Annotated in this window: 15 protein-coding genes; 9 read left to right on the top strand and 6 right to left on the bottom strand. The window is 39.9% G+C overall.

Annotation, left to right across the window (positions count from 1 at the left end; all coding sequences use genetic code 11):
- Position 1 precedes the first annotated feature (1 nt).
- Positions 2-964 (top strand): ion channel, encoded by a 963-nt coding sequence (locus FK178_RS10755; protein ID WP_146834749.1) that lies wholly within the window; start codon positions 2-4, stop codon positions 962-964.
- A gap of 90 nt (positions 965-1,054) precedes the next feature.
- On the opposite strand, the gene FK178_RS10750 is transcribed toward FK178_RS10755, so the two are convergent.
- The 3 genes from FK178_RS10750 to FK178_RS10740 form a co-directional block, all read right to left on the bottom strand.
- Positions 1,055-1,492: a Spy/CpxP family protein refolding chaperone gene (locus FK178_RS10750; protein WP_146834747.1), complete on the bottom strand. Its 438-nt coding sequence runs from the start codon at positions 1,490-1,492 to the stop codon at positions 1,055-1,057.
- Positions 1,493-1,633: 141 nt separating this feature from the next.
- Positions 1,634-2,464 (bottom strand): DUF7282 domain-containing protein, encoded by an 831-nt coding sequence (locus FK178_RS10745; protein WP_146834744.1) that lies wholly within the window; start codon positions 2,462-2,464, stop codon positions 1,634-1,636.
- A gap of 243 nt (positions 2,465-2,707) precedes the next feature.
- The gene (locus FK178_RS10740) at positions 2,708-5,200 is read right to left on the bottom strand and encodes a zinc-dependent metalloprotease (protein WP_146834741.1); all 2,493 of its coding nucleotides are present in this window, start codon (positions 5,198-5,200) and stop codon (positions 2,708-2,710) included.
- A gap of 283 nt (positions 5,201-5,483) precedes the next feature.
- Between FK178_RS10740 and FK178_RS10735 the strand changes: the two genes are divergently transcribed.
- Positions 5,484-5,690 (top strand): DUF2267 domain-containing protein, encoded by a 207-nt coding sequence (locus FK178_RS10735; protein WP_146834738.1) that lies wholly within the window; start codon positions 5,484-5,486, stop codon positions 5,688-5,690.
- A gap of 43 nt (positions 5,691-5,733) precedes the next feature.
- On the opposite strand, the gene lysS is transcribed toward FK178_RS10735, so the two are convergent.
- On the bottom strand, positions 5,734-7,431 hold the full coding sequence (gene lysS, locus FK178_RS10730; protein ID WP_146834735.1) for a lysine--tRNA ligase: 1,698 nt from the start codon (positions 7,429-7,431) through the stop codon (positions 5,734-5,736).
- Between the two features lie 174 nt (positions 7,432-7,605).
- On the opposite strand from lysS, the gene FK178_RS10725 reads away from it, so the two are divergent.
- Positions 7,606-7,770 carry a YqaE/Pmp3 family membrane protein gene (locus tag FK178_RS10725; RefSeq protein ID WP_146834730.1) on the top strand — a complete coding sequence of 55 codons (165 nt, stop codon included), beginning with the start codon at positions 7,606-7,608 and terminating at the stop codon, positions 7,768-7,770.
- 73 nt (positions 7,771-7,843) lie between these two features.
- The gene (gene lipB / locus FK178_RS10720) at positions 7,844-8,551 is read left to right on the top strand and encodes a lipoyl(octanoyl) transferase LipB (protein ID WP_146834727.1); all 708 of its coding nucleotides are present in this window, start codon (positions 7,844-7,846) and stop codon (positions 8,549-8,551) included.
- Here lipB and FK178_RS10715 read toward each other — a convergent pair.
- Together FK178_RS10715 and FK178_RS10710 are read right to left on the bottom strand one after the other, a co-directional pair.
- Positions 8,548-10,995: a hypothetical protein gene (locus FK178_RS10715; protein WP_146834724.1), complete on the bottom strand. Its 2,448-nt coding sequence runs from the start codon at positions 10,993-10,995 to the stop codon at positions 8,548-8,550. The two genes, lipB and FK178_RS10715, sit on opposite strands and share 4 nt — an antisense overlap.
- Before the next feature lie 39 nt (positions 10,996-11,034).
- The gene (locus FK178_RS10710; protein WP_146834719.1) at positions 11,035-11,634 is read right to left on the bottom strand and encodes a ribonuclease HII; all 600 of its coding nucleotides are present in this window, start codon (positions 11,632-11,634) and stop codon (positions 11,035-11,037) included.
- Positions 11,635-11,789: 155 nt separating this feature from the next.
- On the opposite strand from FK178_RS10710, the gene FK178_RS10705 reads away from it, so the two are divergent.
- The 5 genes from FK178_RS10705 to FK178_RS10685 all read left to right on the top strand — a co-directional run bounded on the left by FK178_RS10705 (position 11,790) and on the right by FK178_RS10685 (position 23,263).
- Positions 11,790-14,918: a SusC/RagA family TonB-linked outer membrane protein gene (locus tag FK178_RS10705; RefSeq protein ID WP_146834716.1), complete on the top strand. Its 3,129-nt coding sequence runs from the start codon at positions 11,790-11,792 to the stop codon at positions 14,916-14,918.
- Between the two features lie 11 nt (positions 14,919-14,929).
- The gene (locus tag FK178_RS10700; protein WP_146834713.1) at positions 14,930-16,363 is read left to right on the top strand and encodes a RagB/SusD family nutrient uptake outer membrane protein; all 1,434 of its coding nucleotides are present in this window, start codon (positions 14,930-14,932) and stop codon (positions 16,361-16,363) included.
- A 375-nt stretch (positions 16,364-16,738) separates the two neighbouring features.
- A complete protein-coding gene (locus FK178_RS10695; RefSeq protein WP_146834710.1) occupies positions 16,739-19,813 on the top strand; it encodes a SusC/RagA family TonB-linked outer membrane protein in 3,075 nt (1,024 codons plus the stop codon).
- A gap of 3 nt (positions 19,814-19,816) precedes the next feature.
- On the top strand, positions 19,817-21,241 hold the full coding sequence (locus tag FK178_RS10690) for a RagB/SusD family nutrient uptake outer membrane protein (RefSeq protein WP_146834708.1): 1,425 nt from the start codon (positions 19,817-19,819) through the stop codon (positions 21,239-21,241).
- Positions 21,242-21,361: 120 nt separating this feature from the next.
- Positions 21,362-23,263 carry a putative porin gene (locus tag FK178_RS10685; protein ID WP_146834705.1) on the top strand — a complete coding sequence of 634 codons (1,902 nt, stop codon included), beginning with the start codon at positions 21,362-21,364 and terminating at the stop codon, positions 23,261-23,263.
- Positions 23,264-23,830 lie beyond the last annotated feature (567 nt).

The raw sequence follows: 23,830 nt of genomic DNA, 5'->3' as shown, positions 1-23,830 counted from the left end.
AATGAATGGGATAGCTTCTCTTATTATTGGAATTGCCATTTTACTCGTAGTGATGTATGATTTCTTTTTTACAACACTTTCAGGAAGCGGGGCAGGCTTTATTTCTAAGATTATAGCAAGGTTATCCCATAAAGTTATACAGGTGCTGGTAAAGCTCTTTGGAAGGCAGGTATACAGTTATAGCGGGCTATTTGTAAATCTTAAGGTTTTAGCAGGGTGGATCCTGTTGGTCTGGACGGGTTTGTTCCTGGTTTATTCCTCACATCCGGATGCTATAGTAAACAACGAGGGAATGGTGGCTAACCTGTGGGAACGTTTATATTTTACAGGTTATGTGTTATCAACACTGGGAATGGGCAATTTTTATCCAACTTCCGGGTTTTTTGAAATACTTACCGGCGTTTTTTCCTTTTTTGGATTTATTTTCTTCACCAGTTCAATTACGTATTTTCTATCGGTGTCATCGGCATTGGTAAAAAAACGTATCCTCGCTAAAACCATTAATAATCTGGGAAATTCTCCTGCAGAAATTACAGCTTCTTTTAAATCCCTGGATAAGTCCTATACCTTGCAACAATTACAGGCCTTACAGGAAATGGTTGATGAGCATGCGGTAAACCACCAGGCCTATCCCGTTATTCATTATTACAGCCATCCGGAGCCTGTGGTGTGCCTTAGTATCAATCTCACCCGGCTGGATGAAGCTTTAAGTCACTTATTGAGAAAGGATGAGATGGTGGAATTTAGAAAAGAACTTAACCCATTACGCAATTCCCTCACCAATCTTTTGGATCATATTTATGATAATTTCTCTAAAGAAATACCTTCCACCGAAACTTTTAAAAGCGGTAAATCTCCTGGAGCGGGGTTACCGGGGGTTGAGGATAAAAACCTGGAATATCGCAGAAGAGTCCTCGATAGTCTATTGAGAAGCGAAGGTTTCAATTGGAAAGATGTAGATTAAAATTTGTTTTGATAAAATTTAAAATCAAAAAACACCTCTTTTAAGGGAGGTGTCTTTCTCAAACAAACTAACTAACAACTTAAGGCTTATTTATTGCTTCTTATTTTTATGTTTCATTTTCATCTTTTTTCCGGACCTGTCTGCAGTTGCTTTCCAGGTTTCAAACTGCTCCGGAGTAAGAATAGCACGAATTTTATCCTGCATTTCTTTTTGGTGATCCAGGCGTGCATTCTGTACGGCAAATTCATTTTTATTCCACATCGCGGTATCCTTCTTCATTTCCCTGTGTTGGGCCTGCATTGTTTTTTGATACCTCGCTTGTTCAGTAAACAGAGTTTTTAAACTGGCTTGCTGAGCAGCAGTAAGATCCAGCTGCAGGGCCATTCTCTTGGTTCTAAGGGTTGCCATTTCATCGGCTGTCATTTCAACGCGGTCCATTTTATGAACCTGTTTTCTTTCCTGTTTTTTATCCTGTGCAAAGGCAGATATTGAAAGCATCAATATCAGGATTATGAGTATATTTTTCATGACGTGTTATTTTAATCAGGTTATATTACTAAGACTTTCAAAAAGTTAAATGGTTTAATAATCTTTGTTTTAAAATAATGAAACCGAATAAAAAAAGGCAGGGTTTTATCGAACCCTGCCTTTTCTGAAGTTAAATCAAAATTAATTAATTATTGTACTGCCTGTAATAGTGGTATCTGTTCCAAAACCAAAGCTTTCCGGCATATCTGTGTCCGGGTCATCTATATAAGTGAATTCTTCATCAGCGGGATCATCTTTATGGATCCTTGAAAATATAGTTTGCCCCGGGGTGAAGGTAAATGTATCTTCAAACGTAACTACTACATCTGCATTATTTCCTTCTTCCAGGTAAGTATATCCTATGATGTTGTCTTCATCTATGGCTCCTGCTGCGGTAGAATTATATACTACAATCCATCCTGTTCTACGAGTGGAAACATTGGTGTAAGTAATGGTATTGTTTTCCACATCCTGATCCTCGATCTCAAAAGAGGGCGAGGAGATAACCACCGTTTCAGTTACAACATTTCCTGCTGCATTCTTTATTGGCATATCCTGCCCCGTGTTTCCCTGATATTCAAAGACCCCATCTCCGTCATCTGCATGAAGCATGAGGACCAGGGTATCACCATCCTCAATTTCTACAGCCGCTGCATTGGTATTATCAAGTTCTATTTCAATATCATTTCTTGTGCCCTGGTTTATTAAAACAGGTTCTGCGATCATATCGCTAAATGAATTGTCATCATTAACTTTTTTTACCACAAGCCAGGCACTGGTACTCACCGTAACCGAGCTCACTTCAAGCAAATTTCCCGAGAGGGTTTGATCTTCCACTGTTATTGTTCCAGTGGGCTGAGCTACTCCTCCATTATCATCGTCATCATTCCTGCAGCTTGTAACGCTTAATGCAATAAGCGCAAACATAACATTTCTCAGATAGCTGCCGGTTACTCCACTTAAGCTTCTCATAATTAATATTTTAGGTTAATAATATCTATATAAATTAGAGAAAAATTTGGCCGTGGCAATAATTTTTATGAGAGCCGTGAAATACTTTATTGCAATTTTAACGGCATTTCTTAAATCCTTACAAAAGGAATTAAACCTGCCATAAATCTTTTGGAAAAATTACAGACAGAAGGTATGGGTTTTTAATAAAAAAGCCTCCCGGTCTTTTAACCGGGAGGCTTTAAAATATTAATTGAAATACTTTTATCCTTTTGCGATTGGATCCAAAATAAGGTCTATTCGCTTAAGGGCATCCTGTAAATGGTATCGTGTCAATTGATCACTGGTCCTGTTTACTGCGCTTCTTATATTACGCTGCAAGTTGGTCAATTCTCCTCTTACTACAGGCCTTATATCACTTTGTGCAACATCAATCCTCGAGCCTGCAGAACCCCATCCACTGCGGGAGGGTTGTTCCTCTGTCATTAAATATTCCATTCTGGAAAGATATGCCCGTTGAAGATTTCTGCGGTAGGTATCTATTGCTCCCCCACGGTTCAACTCGCTCCAGATTCCGGTCCTTACATCGGTCATCATATTGATCAAGGAATAAGCGTTACGGCCATTTATCTCACTATTTTCAATGAGTCTTGCCATTCTCCCGAAGTCAAGTATGTTTGCCAGGGTTCTTTCCTGAAAACCTCTTACCCGTTCCATATTTCCATCGAATTCAATTTTGTTGAAAATGTCCTGGTCTATCAACCATTCCGGCGTTTCAAAAAGTTCTTTCTGAAGGAAGTTCATTGCTTTCTTCTGAGTTTCGGTATCCACATGGGTATAAACTGCGCCCTCCTGGTCATAAGCCTTGTAAATTTCATAAACCCCTCCAATATTTGCCGCAACGTGGCCCATATAACGGTTGTACTGTCCAAGTACCTGCCCGTACATAGTTTCAAGATCGTCATAATTCTTTCCATCTTCTGCCGTCCATTCTACAAGATTGGGTACAATTCGCTTTAGGTTGGCAATCCCATATTGGCTGGCAAGCATAGCATCATCTCCAAGATCTTCGGTTTGAGAGCTAGGGTCAATTACTCCACCCTGTTGTCTTCCAAATCTATACATGGGATCTCCTGCATGTTCCAGGATCCATTGATCCAGAACAGGTTTTTCAGCTTTACCATATTTATCAAGAATTGGGCGATAACCCCAGGCAATAGAATATTTATCATAGACACCTATTTCAGGCATTAAAGCAACATCTCCATCTCCCGGTTGTGCGATATAGTTGAAACGGGCATAATCCATTATGGAAGGTGCTGTTCCAAATTCTTTGGTAAAAGCCGGGTCTCTTAATTTTTCTACCGGGTAAGCTACACTGCTTCCCATGTTATGAGGTAATCCTAGTGTATGTCCTACTTCATGAGATGATACAAACCTAATTAACCTACCCATAGTTTCATCTTTGAACTGGACCCCACGGGCATCTTCATTGATTGCCGCGGTTTGTACAAAAAACCAATTTCTTAAAAGGGTCATTACATTATGGTACCAATTGATATCTGACTCAAGGATCTCACCGGAACGTGGATCACTTACATGAGGTCCATTTGCATTTGGAATAGGTGATGCAAGGTAACGTACAACAGAATATCGCACATCTTCCGGACTCCAGTCCGGATCTTCGGCCTTGGTAGGAGGATCTTTTGCTATAATAGCATTTTTAAATCCTGCGGCTTCAAATGCTACCTGCCAGTCCTCGATTCCCTGCTTGATAAATGGAACCCATTGTTTTGGAGTGGCCCTGTCTACATAATATACAATTTGTTTCTTGGGCTCAACCAGTTCCCCTCTTTTGAATTTCTCAATATCTTCATCCTTCACTTCAAGTCTCCATCTATCAAGATATCTTACTGTTTTGGCTTCCTGATTTGGCAATCCATAATCTGTTTGACCGCGGGCAAACCATCCTACACGTTGATCAAAGTATCTTCGCTCCATAGGTATTTTTGGAAGCAGGATCATTGAATTACTAAATTCCAGGGAAATGGAACCCGTACTGGCGTTTGAAGGTGGCTCTCCTGCATTATATGTTTTTACGTGGCGTATCTCGATATTCTCCGGGTAGCTACGTATGGTGTCAATATATGACCTGCTGTCATCCAGCCTGGTTACTTTATATTGTTTTCTTGCCCGGTCCGGAAGGCCCAGTGTCATTACATCTTTCGTATAAAGATCTGTTACCTCGATTACGTAATTTGTACTAACTGAATCCTTTTTGATCGCTTTAATACCAAAAGACTGAACTATTGGTTCAAAATTGGAATTTACCACTGCCTCATGAATAGGAAGAGAATCGGCAGCATATATTTCGTGGGATACTGTTCTTAGCAAAATGGTATTGTTTTTCCTTTCCCATTTATGAACTTCTGTATTTTGCTTACCACCCCCAAAGCCAATTCCTGTAGCAGTCTTGGCTATTCTGGTTACTGTAAGCATTTCACGGTTAAATAAGCTATCCGGGATTTCATAAAAATAGGTTTCATCTATTTTATGAACTGTGAATAATCCGGGATCTGATTTTGCATTTTTGGTAATAACCTGGTTGTACGGTTTAATACCATTTTTGTCTTTGGGTGCCGCTGATTCAGTAGTGCCGGCCGGGGCTTTTTTTGCCTTAGGCTGAAAAATGGCACAACCGGAAACAGAAAGCGACAAGGCTACCAATAGGAGCTTGCTGGAAAATTGTTTGGTCATGAAAACATGTTTTAGTTTATTAATAAAAGCGAAGTGAATTTAAACGGGGTAAACGAAAAAGATCACCTTCAGGTAAGCCTTTGACAGCTAAAGATATAAAAGGTTTAAAAAAAAGTTAATTAAAAAGGGATTTTAACGATTGTTCAGGTGCCAGTTCCATTTACCAGGGGACAGAGCAAATTTTCTATCACATTATAATTTTGAGTTAAACCCAATTTGGTCTTTGAACCTACCTATTTAAAAATTGTATCTTGAAGGGTGATATAAATTATAAAAAGGAATTATGGAAAAGGTTATTAATATGGTGGCCGAAAAGGCGGGAATAAGCGAGGCCCAGGCCACAACTGCTGTAAACACAGTCGCAAATTTTTTGAAAGATAAAATGCCTCCTGCTATGGCCTCACAGGTTGATGCTTATTTAAAAGGGGAGGGCACTGCAGATCTTGAGGGTATGGCCGGGAAACTGGGAGGTCTTTTCGGGAAAAAATGATAGCGTAAAAAAACAATTGCCGGCACTTAGCCGGCATTGTTTTTTAAAACCATTTTTCAACCTCTTCCAGTTGCAAAGCTGCAACCGGGAGTTTATTCTTCTTTCTTAAACCATTTAATTTTTGATGCACCTGTGTAGGTTTTTCCTCCCTTAACTTGGTGACACTTTGGAATTCATGCATTACCACATCTATCCATTCCTGGGGAATACCAATTTTAATAAAATCCTCAGGTTTCGGCGTGGGGGCTTTCTTTTCCGGCTTCATTTGTGGGAAGAATAATACCTCCTGTATGGATTGTTTATTGGTCAAGAACATGATCAATCTATCCATTCCAATTCCAAGACCAGATGTTGGCGGCATTCCGTATTCCAGCGCCCTAAGGAAATCATTATCAATGAACATTGCTTCATCATCTCCTTTTTCTGAAAGTTTTAATTGCTCCTCAAAACGTTCCCTTTGATCTATAGGATCATTAAGCTCTGTATAGGCATTGGCAATTTCCTTCCCGCAAACCATCAATTCAAAACGCTCCGTAAGCTCCGGATTATCACGGTGAACTTTACACAGCGGACTCATTTCCTTAGGGTAATCTGTTATAAATGTTGGCTGAATAAAATTCCCCTCGCATTTCTCCCCAAAGATTTCATCAATAAGTTTTCCTTTCCCCATCGTCTCATCCACATCCACACCCATTTCCCTGGCAGCTTTAAACAGTTCCTGTTCCGTTTTTCCGGTGATATCAAACCCTGTGTATTCCTTAATAGCATCGGTCATGGAAATTCGCTTGTAAGGAGCTTTGAAATTTACTTCATGTGGCCCAAAGGTGGCATTTGTAGTCCCGTTAACTGCCAGCGCACAATACTCCAGCAGGTTTTCAGTAAACTCCATCATCCAGTTATAATCCTTGTAGGCAACATAGATCTCCATAGCCGTGAATTCGGGATTATGGGTACGATCCATTCCTTCATTCCTGAAATTCTTGGAAAATTCATACACCCCGTCAAAACCACCTACAATAAGTCTTTTTAAATATAATTCGTTTGCAACCCTAAGATAGAGCGGAATATCCAACGCATTGTGGTGCGTCATAAATGGTCTTGCCGCCGCACCTCCTGGGATAGATTGCAGAATAGGGGTTTCTACCTCAAAATAACCTTTTTCATTAAAGAAGGAGCGCATTGCATTGAAAAGCCGGGTACGTTTTATAAATACTTCCTTTACCCTTGGATTTACCACGAGGTCTGCATACCGTTGCCGGTACCTTAATTCGGGATCATTAAACTCGTCAAAGGTTTTTCCGTCTTTATCGGTTTTGGGTAGAGGTAGAGGCCGCAGGGATTTGCTAAGCAGCGTGAAATCTTTCACCATAATAGTCTTTTCTCCTACCTGGGTAGTGAACAACTCTCCTATGATCCCTATGAAATCTCCTATATCAAGTAATTTTTTATATACTTCGTTGTATTTTGCCTTATCCTCACCGGCACAAATTTCATCCCTGTTGAAATAAACCTGGATCCTGCCTGAGGAATCCTGAATTTCAGCAAAGGATGCCTTTCCCTGAATACGCCTGGACATTAATCTTCCTGCAACTACTACCTGTTTTCCCTCTTCAAATTCACTCTTAATTTCCGAAGATACATGTGTCACCGGGTAAAGGGCCGCGGGATATGGATCTATGTCCAATTTTCGTAAAGCAGAAAGTTTTTCTCTTCGTACAATTTCCTGTTCAGATAGCTGCATAATATTTTATAAAATTAAAAGCCTAGCATTATAGATAAGCAAGCTGCAAATATAAGGACATTCAGGCAACCAGTCAATTAGATTTTATGTGGGAATATTATGAAATTTGTTCCCCGTGCAGGGCAATTTTTTAATAGTATCTTTGTGCTTATATTAAAAAACCGGGTTAGTTATATGAGTATTTGGAGGGTTATTTTATCGGTGCTGTTTCCGCCACTTGCGGTTTATGACCGTGGTTGCGGGTCTATTCTTATTGTTTTGTTATTAACCTTACTGGGTTGGATCCCTGGGGTTATTGCTGCGCTTATTATTCTTAACCGCCCTAAAGATAATTATTGATCTGGAATTCGAATAATTTAAAGGATCATGGGAGCTTATTAATTAATGCCGGCATTTTTAAAATAAAAAAGGTTTGAATAAAGAAATACAACTTCAGGAATTGGGCCTTCGGGAATACCGGGAAGCCTGGGATTACCAGGAGCAGCTTTTCCGGGAGATCATGGAACTTAAAATAAGGAACCGCCGCGAGGATCTTCAGGCGCCAACCCCCAATTATTTGTTGCTGGTAGAACATCCTCATGTATACACACTGGGAAAAAGCGGTGACCAATCTCATTTGTTGCTTGACGAAAACCAGTTAAAGGCCAGAAATGCCCAATTCTATAAAAGCAACCGCGGCGGCGATATTACTTATCACGGGCCGGGACAGGTGGTGGGGTATCCTGTGCTGGACCTCGAAAATTTTTTTACAGATATTCATAAATACCTGCGTTTCCTGGAGGAAGTTATCATACTTACCTTGCAGGAATATGGCCTGGATGCCCAAAGAAGTAAAGGGGAGACAGGAGTATGGCTGGATGTGGGCACTCCCTATGCAAGGAAAATTTGCGCGATGGGAGTAAAGGCAAGCAGGTGGGTTACCATGCATGGCTTCGCGCTAAATGTAAATACAGACCTTGGTTATTTTGATCATATTATTCCCTGCGGAATCAAGGGTAAAGCTGTTACTTCCCTTAACATAGAACTGGGACAACGCGAGGTTCCTATGAATGAAGTTCAGGAAAAAATCCTGAAGTATTTTGCCGCGATCTTTGAAGCAAATTATACTAAAGAGATTTAGAACTCATATAAGATAATTCCTTTTTCATCACCCCGAACGCTCAGGAAGTTCTTTTTCCCAATGCTCAGGATGTTTGCCCTGGAGCTTCCGTAAACCGGAAAGCCGGGAAGCAATTCTGCTTTTTCATTAAATACAAACACCCTTTCGGCCTGGGTGTCGGTTATAGTTATAAAGGTATTATTTCCAAAAGTGAAGATCTCCGGTTGGGTGTACAATCCATAATCCAGCGTTACGGTATTGTTATTGATCTTCAGGTTATTTTCTGAATGAAACACCAGCACATCTTCATTAGCGGTAAAAAACGGATCGGTAAAATCTGCCAGTTTTTCCTTCCTAACAGCACCGTTTTCATCAATTTTTATTAATTCCCCTTTAGAAGTAACAGAGATGAAATTTCCATTATTGGAATACCATTGGTTTTCTGAAAAATCTATCTCATCCTCCACCTTTACACGGGAGGTTCCCTGGCGGCTCAGGATATTCATTTTCCCGTTGTCCTCAGGTACTACAATATAATCCTTGTTTTTCATTCTAATATGCTGAGGCGATTCGGTTATAGCTGCTGAAGTTTTTCCAAAGTCAAAACCTTTTACTTGTGCACCTTTGGCATCATACATTATTACGTCCCTGTCCTGGGTGATTACTAATCTATAATTCCTGTTATTATCATAATCAAAAACAGACAGGGGTTGAGTAATATCATCTTTGAAATTTATAGGAAAGGGTTTGGATGATTTTCCTGCTCTATCCAGATTATATAATGCATTTTGTGTAGAGAAGACCAATTGTAAAGAGCCATTCTTTCTCGCGTCTACCTGGAGGATCTTTCCTGAGATCCTGCCCTCCAAGGAAGTTTTCCACAGTCTTTTTCCAGCTGCATTGAATAAGTAGAGCTCATTTTTCTCATCCTGCACCGCAACTTCTATGGCGTTGTTGGTGTGGTTTTTTACAAGAAATGCAGTGGTGCCAATTGGGGAATCTGTATTAAAAGCTGCAATTTCTTTCACCCCATTGCTGCTGGTAGATTTTGTGGTGTTCATGATGCCGTGCAAATGTGCGAAATCTCCTTCCTGCACAAACTGCACCGCAAGGATGGGATAATTTTTAAGGTCCAGGGAATTGATTTCCTCCAGTATATCCTCAGATCCGGTTGCTTTTAGCCGGGGTTTTATATTTTCTGAGTTGGAAACCATTAAGAAGGAAGAGGAGCTCGCAAGGTGGCTCATAGCATCCTGGAAAAATTCCTGCTCAGAAAGGATTGTTTTGTTAAGAGAGAAAGTTATGATCTCTTCTATTGCTGCGGAAGATTTGGCAAAAAGTATAGAATTACCAACATATGCAAAATGTAAATAGTCCTCTACTATCATTAAAGGATTCAGCAGCCGAAGGATTTGCGGTGATTCATTAAACCTGTATATGGGGATATTGCGAAACTCGTTTGAGAGTTCACTCTCCTGGGTGATAGCCTGCTGTGCAAGATCCATATCTGTTGCCGTGAAGGCGACCACATTTTCAGCCGAAAGAAAGATAACCCCCGCCTCCTGAGTAAAATTCAGAAAATGATTGTCGGGTAAAGCAGTTGGAGTTTCGGTTACTTCCTGAAGGTTGGAATGTAGTTTTTCAAAACTGTTGTAGGTAAAGGAATAAAACCCGGCGGCAGATGTAGGGGTTATGTCAGCCAGTTGATTGGGTACTGGATTTACATTCCTGAAGGCTTCCAGAATCGCCTTATCCTGTGGGCCCCAGACAGAAATTCCGTTGAGCAGGATCTTCTGGCCTTTCATGTCTATATCCAATACACTCCAACCTGCTAAGCCTGCAAGGGGAAGTGCACTCCCGGGAAACGAGTTTTTAAAGGACCTGTTGAATTCCTCATGGTTAACGAATAATGAACTCTTTCTTTTATCTGCAGCCGCAAAGACTTTATCAAAAGTTTCATTCTTTCCCTTTTTACCAGATTTCATTATTTCCTCAAGCTGGCTCCGGGAATTACCCGCCAATAAAACCCCGTTGCGGTGAGAAGTAAAGAAAGTTACCTCCTCCAGGCTGAATTTATTTATGCTGAAGGAGTCATAGGTAAAGGTTTCAACCGATTTGTTCTTTATAGAATCGGTCTTAATTTGATCGGGATGGCCTTTACTTATATATAGGTAATTAAGCCCAGCATCTCCCCCTTTAGTTAAACAAATTAAGGAAGGCTCTTTTCCTGTGAATTCAGAAAGAGATTTTAGTTGGGAGAGAATCTCGGGATTGATAAGGAACTCATTATCCTTAAAAAATGAAAGGCTGTCAATATTTTTCAAAAGGTCAGCCAGATTGGGGGAACTAATAATATAAGATGAGTTTAGTGGAATAAATTCACCCAAATCCCCGGAGGTTTCCCTGTCTTTACCACAGGCAACAAGTATTAAAAGAACTGCGAAGGAGAGCAGTAGTTTTTTCAAAAGTGTAGGTTTTTTATGTGTGCATCACAAATATACTAATCACAATGTAAGTTTCAACTGCTGTGGCAATAACTTAAAGCTCATTCGGTGATATTTAGTGGTGCCATATTTTTCAATAGCCTCCCGGTGCTGGGCAGTAGGATAGCCTTTATTCTGTTTCCAGTTATAAACAGGGAATTCTTCGTGGATCTTTTCCATATAGGCATCGCGGTAGGTTTTTGCCAGAATGGAAGCCGCGGCTATATTCAGGTATTTTCCATCTCCCTTTATCACGCATAAATGAGGGATTGTCTTAAAAGGTTTAAACCTGTTCCCGTCTACCAGGATGTGTTCGGGAAGAATTTCTAATTCTTCAATAGATTGATGCATAGCCTGAATGGAGGCATTTAAAATATTTACGCGGTCAATTATAAAGTTATCCACAAAAGAAACGGAAAATCCCAGCGCTTTTTTTTCAATAAGATCTTTCAGTAGTGCACGGTTTGATTTTTTGAGGACTTTGGAATCATTTATCAATTGGTTTTTAAATCTTTTAGGTAAGATAACCGCTGCGGCAACAACCGGTCCTGCAAGGCAACCACGCCCCGCTTCATCTGTTCCGCATTCTAAAAAATGTTTATGATAAGAATTGATTAACATATAGTATACTTTAACTAAAATCTCATTTTAAACGCAAAAACACCCTGTTTTTTGACTAAAAATTGATGAATTGTTAAAAAATTTAGAAGCGTTTAACTTGTGATTTTAATATTTTATTCACATTTTTGGCGCAATCTAACTAAAACAACTAACTAATGAAACAAAGATTACATTTGATTTTAACGCTTTTTTTGGCGTTTGTCGTACAATTGTCCTTTGCTCAGGACAGGACTGTCACGGGGACAGTTACAGATTCGGACGGGGTACCCCTTCCGGGAGTTAACGTGCTTATACCGGCCACAAACACTGGTACTCAAACAGATTTTGACGGACGTTACAGTGTGCAGGTAAATGCAGGAGACGTCATTGAATTTAGCTATGTGGGGTATGAAACCCAACAAAGAGTAGTGGGTACCTCCAACACTATCAACATTACGATGGCAGTAGATGCTGCTCAACTGGATGAGGTTGTGGTAACCGGTCTGGCCGGGGCTACAAGCCGTAAAAAATTATCGGTAACGGTGAACAAAGTTGATGCGGCAGATCTGGAAGTGATCCCTGCAACATCAGCTGCAAGTGCTTTGCAAGGTAAGGTTGCGGGTGTTACCGTAACTAATTTCGGGCAACCGGGAACTGGAGCTACAATCCAGTTAAGGGGTGCCACAAACCTTTTTGGAGGGCAGGAGCCCTTGATCCTTGTTGACGGGATCCAGGTAGAAGGTGGAATACAGGACATTAATACAGACGATATCGCCTCTTTTGAGATCGTAAAAGGTGCATCTGCATCTGCGCTGTATGGGTCACGTGCTGGTAACGGGGTAATCGTTATAACAACAAAAAGAGGTAAATACAATCAGGCAGGGCCACAAGTGACCATTCGAAATGACCTTGGTTTTTCCCAGCTTGCAAATAAGATCGATATCAACAGGTCTCACATTTATGAACTAGCTGCTGATTACCAGAGCGAAAATCGTTATACAAGGTATGCCGGTGTGGAATATGCCAGTGGCTATACCGGGGTAGGAAGATTAGGTGTTTCCGGGGCCAGAATACCTTCTGCTGATCGTTATGCTGATAATCCGTTCGGAGCTTATTATGACAACCAGGATTTATTCTTTAATACAGGTGTTGATAATACAACCTATGCCTCTGTTTCTACTGCATCAGAATTTTCTAATCTTTTCTTTTCTGCTGAAAGAACGCAGAACGAAGGGATATTTGCCGAAACAGGAGGTTATGAAAGATACGGGGCACGATTAAATGGTGACATGCAAATAAACAGTTGGTTAAAACTAACTACTAATAATAATTATATTCGATCCAACAACGAGACCCCAGGGGGATCTCTTGATGGAGTAATATTTGACCTTGCGCTTTCTGATCCCGATGTTGATCTCAATGCGCCTAACCCAGATGGGCAGCCTTATTATTATATTCCCAACCCTTGGGCGGCAACTACCATAAACCCATTATATAACCTGGCAACTATTAGGGAAAATGCTGTGAGAAACAGGTTTCTAGGTTCCTATAACCTGAATGTGAAATTTGCCAATCCATTAAACCTTGATCTTGAATATGCTGTTGAAAGTACCACCTGGAACAATCAAAGTCTTACACCTTATACCGCATTCCAAACGGGAGGAAGTCTTGGAGGAGAAAATGTAGGTTTCAGTTATTCCAAAGGTGGGTTTTCCAAAGAAAATTCTTATACCCTTTCACAAAAGGCCCAGGCAACTCTAAACTATGTTGATACTTTTGGCGATCTTAATATCGCGGGTAAGTTAAGTTATCTTTTAGAGGATAATCACTACGAGTATTTCTTTGGTTCAGGTTTCGATTTTATCTACCAGGGAGTACAATCTCTTGATAATTTCAACAATGAAAGAACTTCAATTGGATCCTCTTTACAGGATGAAAGAGCGCAGAACTTTTTCGCTATAGTTGGTCTTGACTTTAAAGATCGTTATATTCTGGATGCTATGTATCGTATAGATGGTTCCTCCCTGTTTGGAGCCGAAAACAGGTGGAACAATTACTACAGAGTTTCAACTGCTTACAGGATCTCTGAGGATATCCAAATACCGGGAATTCAGGAAATGAAAGTACATGCGGCATTAGGTACAGCAGGACAACGTCCCGGATTTAACTGGCAATATGATTATACCGGCCTTAATTCAGGTTTGGTAAGTAATGATCGTGTGCTGGCTAATGATCAGTTAAAGCCCTCACTTACAACAGAAATGGAAGTAGGACTTAATGTAAATTTCCTGAATAGATTTACATTTGAAGGGGTATATGCAAAAGCAAAAACAGAAGATCAGTTTATGTTCGTAGATATCTTCGCTCCGGTTAATGAGGGAAGAAATAAACAATGGCAGAATGTAGGTACGGTAGAATTCAATACCCTGGAGCTTATGTTAAATGCAGAAGTGATCAAGCAGGAGAACCTTGGATGGGATCTTGGGCTTCGTTACAGCAGAACAAGGAACGAGGTAAAACAATTGAACGTAGATCCAATTATCGTTGGGCCGGCGGGTACCAATACTCCCGGACGAATTTTCCGAATTGAAGAAGGTGAGGAATTTGGTGCAATGTATGGTGGGGCCTTTGTAACCTCCCTTGACCAAATGTCACGACAGTTACCTACGGGTGCTAATATAAGTGATTATGTGGTAAACCGTGACGGGGTAGTGGTTTTAGCCAGTGCCGTGGGTACTTCAGATGAAAAAGCCATACGTCGTCTTGATGAAGATGGAAATACATGGTTTGGTAAGATTGGTTCTCAAAATGCCGATTTCAACCTGGGACTTACCTCTAATTTCAAGTATAAAGGTTTTAACTTCTATATGTTATGGGATTGGAAAAATGGTGGAGATATTTACAACCGCCAGGGGCAATGGTTAACAAGAGATAACCGTAATGCAATTATGGACCAGGCCGGGGTGGCTGAAGGGCAAAAGAAAACCCAGGATTACTACCAGAGCCTTTATAATGCCAATAATGATCTTGAGCACTGGGTAGAAGACGGTTCTTTTGTTAAATTAAGAGAAGCATCCTTATTCTACACCTTTGGAAGGGATCAACTTTCGGGGATAGCAAATGGATTCTTTAACTCGTTTAGAGTTGGGGTAACAGGAAGAAATTTATTAATTTTCACAGATTACTCCGGCTGGGACCCTGAAGTACAGCGATACGATTCTTTAACCCAGAATTATTACGCGATAGATTACGGGGTTTATCCTGTTTCCAGGTCTTATAACTTCTCGGTACAACTTAAATTTTAAAAAAAAGAAATATGAAAAATATAAAACTAACATTACTGGCAGCTTTCGCTCTGATGTTTTACTCCTGCGATATGGAGACCGACCTTGAAGTGCTTAACGAAGAAGAGCCTACCAGCGAGGAATTGGCCAATGAATCTACTGCCGACCAGCTTTTTCAAAGCTGGTACAACACTAAGAATAATTATAATGGCCCAGGTTTGGTGACAAATGTTATGGCAGACCAAATCACTATGTCATGGGGTAACATGGGAATGTGGGATATGTCCAGTGAACCAAGGATCGAATGGAACAATTCCTCATCTTATGGTAGCCGGCAGGCCACTGAAACTTACTTTAACGCGATGAATGCTATCCTTTCTGATGCCAATGCCCTTGCATTTGGTGTGGAAAATGGAATGGAATTTTCAGATCTTGACAAGTATGAATCATTATCAAGATTTGGGCAGGGTGCTGCTATAGGTAGCCTTGCGTTACTTTTTGACAGAGTATATGTATTTGATGAAACAGGAACTCTGAATGATGGCGAGCCTTATCCTTTTAATGAAGCAATCCTTATAGCACTTGAAAAACTTGACCTTGCTATCGCGGCAGCAGACCGTGGAGACTTTTCTTTATCTGAAGGACAGGTGTATGGCCAATCTCTATCCAGCGAGCAATGGAGCCAGTTTTTAAATACGCTTGCTGCAAGAATGTACGCAAACAGCGCAAGAAACGCTTCTCAAAGGGCGGCATTAGACTGGGACCGGATCCTTGCTTATGCCGAAAAGGGACTTACTTATGATTTTGCCGTGGGACAAGATGGATGGAGCCAATGGTGGCCAGATTATATTGGATATTCAATTTACCCTGGATGGGGAAGAGTTGACATGAGAATTATTGGAATGATGGCCGATGACTATCCTAATTACTGGCCTGCCGGAGAAACAAGCCTGCCTCCGGCTACCAGCCCGGATTCAAGATTTGAAGAATATTTTCAATATCTGGATTACCAGGATTTTCCGGAAGACAGAGGAACTTATCACTGGAGTACTTACAGGCAAAAAAGATGGGACAATTGGTTGAGCTCAGGGTTCACCACAGATCTGTATGAAATGCTTCAGGCAGAAAACGAAACCTATAAAGCTGAAGCTCACCTGCGCCTGGGTAATCTGGCTGAGGCTGCAGCAGTGCTTAATGCAATGAGCCGTGGTGGGTTGCCAGATGTACCGGCAGAAGCACAGGCAATTGAAGATGCTATTCACTATGAAAGAATGGTTGAGCTTATGAATACGGGCATGGGTCTTGGTTTTTATGAAATGAGAGGTAAAGATCTTCTTGAGCCCGGCACATTATTACATTTCCCAATTCCCGGCGCTGCACTGGATGCTGCGGGAATTCCTTATTATACATTTGGAGGTTCTACCGGAACTCCTGGGGAGGATTATTCCACCGGAGGCTGGAGATAATCTTGCTAAGTAATTAATTTTAAGGCTGCCCTATTCGGGCAGCCTTTTTTTTTGATTTTAAAGCAAAGCGAACCTTGAAATTTTGTTAAGGCTTTTAACAGAAATTACAAAACAGGTTTAATAATAAAATAACAGGGAAAAAATTGATCATGCGGTAATGGTTTCGTGGTTTTGTTTGAATACTCCTCATTCAAGTATGGTTAAAATATGGGAATTTGAAAAAAAATATTTTTTTTACGCAACCTTTCCTTCTTATTTGCATCTTCTTAACAATGCGCTTTGCAATTTTTAACTTTTTCTTAGAGTTTTTAATTTAATATTTTTAAGATAAGTTTTTGATTTTAAAGCGATTGGCTAATTCAAACTTAATAAATAATGAAAAAAAGATTAAATGGAATTCTAACACTTTTATTAGTGTTGGCCGTGCAATTAACTTTTGCGCAAAACTTGCAGGTTACCGGGGCGGTAACCGATGCTGACGGAATGCCCTTGCCGGGTGTAAACGTAATTGTGAGAGGTACCAATACTGGTGCTACTACAGATTTTGATGGAAAATATACCGTGAACGCGACCCAGGGTCAGGTTTTGGTATTTAGTTTCGTAGGTTATGTTACTCAAAATGTAACTGTAGGTGCTCAGTCTGTGATCAATGTATCCCTAACGGAAGATGCAGCTCAACTGGACGAAGTGATCGTACTTGGATACAGCACCAGAGGTGTTGAAGAAGTTACAGGTTCTTCTGTTCAAATTGGTGGAGAGGATATTGCTGAAGCTCCAATGGTATCAGTAGATCAGGCTTTACAAGGTAAAGTTGCCGGTTTACAGGTAACAACCTCTTCGGGTACTCCGGGTTCTGCCCAGGATATCCGTATTCGTGGTCAATCTTCGCTTACTGCAGGAAATGAGCCATTATATGTAATTGATGGTGTTCCTGTAACAAATTCAAACCAGGCGGGAAGCGCAAACGTGAGTTCGTTAAATCCTTTGGCTGCAATTAACAGTCAGGATATCGCAAGTATTACTGTTTTAAAAGATGCTTCTGCAACCGCTGCTTATGGTGCGCGTGGATCTAACGGGGTAATCGTTGTAACTACTAAAAGAGGTAGATCTGGCGATACTCAATTTAATTTCACTTCTCAGGTAGGTATCCAAAATGATGCTTATAATAAAAGAGATGTTTTAACTGGTGCTCAAAGACTTGAATTGTTGGGTGAAGCATTGGTTAATTCTTACGGTGCTAATGGAACTTCAGGGAATTTTGGTTTTACTCCTGAAAATGCTATTCCTCTTGCAGTACAGTTTGGGGTATTACCTCAGGGAACTCAAAACTATGACGGGACTGATTATGACTGGTCTGGCTTAATTAAAAATGAGGATGCCTTATTACAAAACTATACTTTCTCTGCAACCGGTGGTGATGAACTTAGTTCATTCTACGCTTCAGTAGGTTATAACAAAACCGAAGCTACTGTAATTGGTGCAGCTTTTGAAAGATTGAACGGAGCTTTTAACTTCAGCAGAAAGATGAGAGAGAATATGAATTTCTCTACATCTTTGAATGTATCTAATACTATTCAAAACCCTATTTTGGAACAAGGTTCTTTCTTTTCAAATCCATTTATTACAAGGTATTTGATGAATCCTTTCAACAATCCTTTTGATGAAGAAGGAAACCCAAGAAGAGGTGGTTTACAATTCGGTTCTTTACATAATACTTTATATGTAACCGAGAATAACATTGCGAGAAACATGTTAACTCGTGCGCTTTCCAACACCCGTTTTGATTGGGAGTTTTTTGAAAACCTTACATTCAGAAATACTTTCAGTCTTGACTGGCAGGTAACAGATTATAAAAACTACCAGAACAGGTATGAAGGTGATTCAAGATTTGTAAATGGATCTATTGCTGCAAGTGATAATAAAGCTTTAAACCTTGTATACCAGGGTGGTCTTAATTATAATTTCAAAGTAGGACAGGATCACAACTTTGATGTAACAGGTCTTTTTGAATACCAAAAAAATCAAAACCAATATTTATTTGGTTACGGTAATAATTTCCCTGCAGATGGTTTGACAAATATCGCTTCTGCCAGTGCAGAGTTTGATGCATTCTCATCTTTTACAGATTGGTATAATGTATCTTACCTAGGACTTTTAAACTATAATTTCGCAGGTAAATACGTGCTTGATGCAACAATAAGAAGAGAAGGTTCTTCAAGATTTGGACCGGGTAACAGATTTGGTACATTTGGATCTGTAGGTACAGCCTGGAATGTTCACAGAGAAGATTTTATGAGAGGTTCAGTTTTCAACACTTTACGTCTTAGAGCTTCTTATGGTGTCACCGGTAACAACGCGGTAGGATTAAATGCATACCAGGCATTGTTAGGATATGGTGCAGATTATTCAAATAATGGTGGAGCTACTCCAACACAATTTGGAAATGCTGATCTTACTTGGGAAAAGGGTGAAACCTTTGATGTTGGTTTTACATTCGGTGTATTTGAAAACAGGTTAACAGGATCTTTTGCTTATTATAACAGAAGAACGTATGACCTTTTACAAAGTGTTCCTTTATCTAGAACAACAGGTTTCGCAAATCAGGATCAGAACTTAGGAGAAATGACTAATAAAGGTATTGAAGCAGAACTTGCTTTTGATGTGGTAAGAACTACAGATTTCTCCTGGAATATTTCAGGTAACGTTGCTACAGTAGATAACGAGGTAACTGTTTTAGCCGTAGGAGCAGATGGAAATGATATCGATCCTTTGGCAGGAAGTGTTTACAAAACCACAAGAGTAGGTTTGCCAGCAGGAACCTGGTTCATGAGAACATGGGCAGGAGTTGATACTCAAACTGGTCTTCCAACATGGTTTGTAAATGGTAGAGATGGAGAAGTTACTTCCAACTACAATGCAGCTGAAAGAGTTGAGCAGGGTGTTGGTGCATTACCAACTTACTCTGGAGGTTTAGGAACAAGACTTCAATTTAGAGGATTCTTTGCTGAAGCTGATGTTTATTTCCAGGGTGGTCACAAGATCTATGAGCAATTTGCACAGTTTTACTTAAGAACCAATAACTTTACATTAGGTACTTACAACGGTGCTGCAGAGTTAATGGACAGATGGCAACAGCCGGGAGATGTTACAAACGTTCCTGCTGTAAACTACGCCAGAAATGATAACTTCTTTAATACTTCAACACGTCACTTATACGACGGAGATTTTGTAAGGCTTAGAAATGTTGCTGTTGGTTATAATTTGCCTTCAACATTTGCCCAGTCAATTGGTATTTCCGGTTTGACTTTAACATTACGAGGCACGAATCTTGCTACCTGGGTGAAGGATGATGGATTATTGTTAGATCCGGAAACTCAAGCTATTGGTTATACAACATTAACAACGCCTCCGGTAGAAACTTATACTTTAGGTATCAACGTAAAATTTTAAATAATGAAAAGAACAATTAAATATTTATTACTATTCGTCCTGAGTATAGGTACTTTTACCTCTTGCTCTGAAGACGATCTTGAGCCAACATTGGCACAATCTAAGAGTATTGAGACAAGTATTAACTCTTTAAACGACCTTGATGCCCTTTTAATTGGTGCGATGGAGCGTATGTCGGCATCCAGTTATTACGGAAGAGACATTATAATTCTTGGAGAGATTTTTTCTGATAACACTACTTCCAATGCAAACTCCAACCGTTTTGTTGTTGAAGCTCAAATGGATCTTAATGCCCAGTCTGCTATTGCCAGTACTTTATGGTCACAGATCTATGGTGTGATTGCCTCAGCCAACATTATAATTGGAGCTGAAGGAATTGCAGGAGATGAAGCCAGAATTAACCATGTGAAAGGTCAGGCCTATGCTTTAAGAGCTCTTGCACATTTTGACCTGGTAAAGTTTTATGGTCAGCAAAATGTTGGTGGTAGCACTTTAAATCTTAGTGCAGTGGGTGTTCCTTATGTAACTGCTTTTAGAGATAATGACAACTTATTTCCTTCAAGAAATACGGTGCAGGAAGTAAGAGATTTAGCCTATGCAGATCTTGCAATGGCTCAAAGCTTAATGTCTGCAAGTCTAAATAATCCAAGTAAGGAATTCATAACCACTCATGCAGCTTATGCCATTGAAGCTAGAATTGCTAACTATTTTGGAGATCACGCCCGTGCTTTAACTGCTGCGAAAACTGTGATTGATTCTGGTGTTTTTAGTGTTGCAAGTGAAGGTTCTTTCTTAAGTAACTTTAGAAGCCGAGGTTCTGCAAATTCAATTTTTGAAATCGCAAACACTCCTACAGATAACCCTGGAATTAATGGTTTAGCCAATATTTACCAGGTAGGGTCTTATGGTGATGTTGTAGCTCTTCCAAACCTTGCTGCTATATATGAAGATGGTGATGTAAGAGGTGCTACCCCTTATGACCCAACTGCAGGTGTTCTGCCAACAACGGTTATAGGTGAAAGTGCTAACGGTACATTAAGAAACGTTGGTAAATATCCAAGAACTGCCCCATTTGAAGATAACATCCCTGTTATCCGTTATGAGGAGATCATATTGATCTATGCTGAAGCTTTAATTAGAACTGGTGGAGCAGATGCTTTAACCTGGTTAAACTTAATTCCAGCAAACAGAGGAGCATCACTTTATACTGAAGCGACTATTGCAAATGTACTTCTTGAAAGAAGAAAAGAACTTGCTTTTGAAGGCTTTAGATTTCATGACCTGGCTCGTACAGGAATGGATGTTAAAAGTGTAGATATTATCCAATTGCATAATGGAGTAGCTTATGGCGCTTATAATTTTGCAATGCCAATTCCAACTTCAGAAGTTGGTGTGAATGCGAATATCAATCAAAATGCCGGTTACTAATTATAAGTAACAATAATTTTATAAAGGAAAAGGCTGTCTGTTAGGACAGCCTTTTTTGTTTTAAAGCTTTTCCGCTTCTTAATAATATTATCCTATTTTTGTACAAGTCCATCCGGAAGTATGAGAGAAATATTAAGCCTTGCATTTTTACTATTCTTTACCTTCAGCATTAGAGCTCAGCAACCAACTGGAAGGGTTCAGGGCAGAGACCTTCCTGCTCAAAAGGATTCTCTTCAAAAACCACCTGTCACGGCCTATAAAATAATCTCTGTAAAAGGAGATACAACCTATGTAGATACTACATTAAGCATCCAAAAGGATTACCGCTTCAATTATTTGAGAAAAGATAATTTTGAGTTGCTGCCTTTTGCCAATGTGGGGCAAACCTATAATTCCCTGGCACATGAATTTAAAGATGAAAGCCTTCTCCCCCAGTTAGGGGCAAGGGCAAGGCATTTTAATTTCATGGAAGTAGGGGACATTAACTACTATGAGGTGCCTACCCCGCTTACCGAGCTTTTCTTTAAAACTGTGCCGGAACAAGGCCAGGCCCTGGATGCTTTTTTTACTGTAAACACATCCCCAAGATTAAATTTTTCTATTGCATATAAAGGGCTCAGGTCTTTGGGTAAATTTCAAAATTCCCTTACCAGTACGGGAAATTTCAGGGCAACTTTGAGCTACAATACCCTAAATAACCGCTATCGCTTTAAAACGCACTTTGTGTCCCAGGATCTATTAAATCGGGAGAACGGAGGGCTGGACGAAGTTGCACTGGGACAGTATATAAATAAAGAGGAAGAATTTGAGGACAGGTCATTGCTGGAAGTGAATTTTGAAAATGCCGAGAGTATCCTCTATGGGAAGCGATTTTACCTGGATCAGGAATTTTACCTGTTACCCGGGAAGATCAGTAGGGTTTCTTTGTTCCATATAATTGATTTTAGCGATAAAAAATTTATTTTCCGGCAGGATGCTCCCTTTCCGGAATTTGGTGAATCTCTGCGCAGTTCCAATTTAAATGATGAAGAAAAATTACGTCATATTAATAACCGGGCAGGAGTAGCGTTTACCAATACTTCCCTGGGAAGGCTTGCAGGAAAAGTAGGTCACTCCTATTATAATTATGGATACAATTCCCTTATCTTTTTTGGGAATGACGTGGTCACAAACAGGTTGAGGGGAGATAACTATTCTGTAGGGGGAGATTATTCCAACAATTTTGGCCCCTTAAAGGTCTATGGAGATGCGATGGTGAACCTGGCCGGGGAATTCTCCGGGCATTATTTCACAGGGGGTATTACGTACGCCCTCAATTCAAATAACCTTTTGAATGTTGAAATAAACAGTAATGAAAGAGCGCCGAATTTCAATTTTCTGTTGCATCAAAGTGACTATTTAAATTATAACTGGCAAAATGATTTTGCAAATCAGGGCACCAGGGTACTTACTGCTTCGCTGGTCTCTCCCCGGCTTGTTAATGTTAAGGCCGCAATTACCAATATTAATAATTACGCTTATTTTGCTCATACTGAAGATGGGGGCGTGAAACCTTTTCAGTATGGAGGCGCACTTAATTATCTTAAGCTAAAGGCCCAGCGCGAATTTCATTATGGAAAATTCTCCCTGGATAATACCCTAATGTATCAAAAGGTTGCTAAAGGGGGCGAGGTTTTTAATGTGCCTGAATTTATCACCAGGAACTCCCTTTATTATCGTGACCATTTGTTTCAAAGAGCATTATACCTGCAAACAGGTTTTACACTTAAGTATTTCACCTCTTATAAAATGAATGGATATGATCCTGTTCTTGCCGAATTTTATGTGCAGAATGATGCTGAATTTGGGAATTACCCTGTTGTAGATTTCTTTTTTAATGGAAAGATACGCCAGACGCGAATCTATTTTAAACTGGAACATCTCAATTCTCTTATTACCGGCAATAATAATTTTTCAGCTCCCGGCTATCCGCACCGCGATTTTCTAGTAAGGTTTGGATTGGTGTGGAATTTCTTTTTATAATTTTTTATCCACGCTATTTTAGATTTTTAACCTGATCCAGTTCTTTTCCTACAATTTTTTATATCCTGTGGTTTACCCTTGGTTCCTGGGTATAAGAGAACAAACAGCCACTTTTTTGGAATTTTTCTATATCGAGGATCAAATAAATTTGAAATTACTACGTTTTAAATTTCCCTTAAGCAATGCAGTTTCAACAGCTTAAGGTTAGCCCGAATTTTATTTAAAAAAAACTTAAAATTTTATTTGGTAGAAAGAAATTAAGCGCTGTATATTTGCACCCGCTTTGAGAGCAAAGCATCGTTCTTTTTTAAGTTGAATTTCTTACTTCTTTTTTCTTCAGAAAAAATAAAAAAAACTTTAAAAAAAAGTTTGGTTGGTAAAGAAAAAGGGTTGTATATTTGCAGCCGCTTACAAAACGAGCGAAAGTTCATTAAATGGTACTGAAATAAGATCCCGGGTGGGTAGATAAGTAGAAGAGGTTCGAGTCCTTTTATTTTAACTAGGGTCGCGGTGCGACACAACGTTCTTTGATATATTGAATTGACAGCGCGTTTTACTACTTAGGTA

The organism is Antarcticibacterium arcticum, from assembly GCF_007993795.1.
GTDB lineage: Bacteria > Bacteroidota > Bacteroidia > Flavobacteriales > Flavobacteriaceae > Gillisia > Gillisia arctica.
Note: the sequence above shows the minus strand (reverse complement) of the source record. Positions and strands in the feature narration are given on the sequence as shown.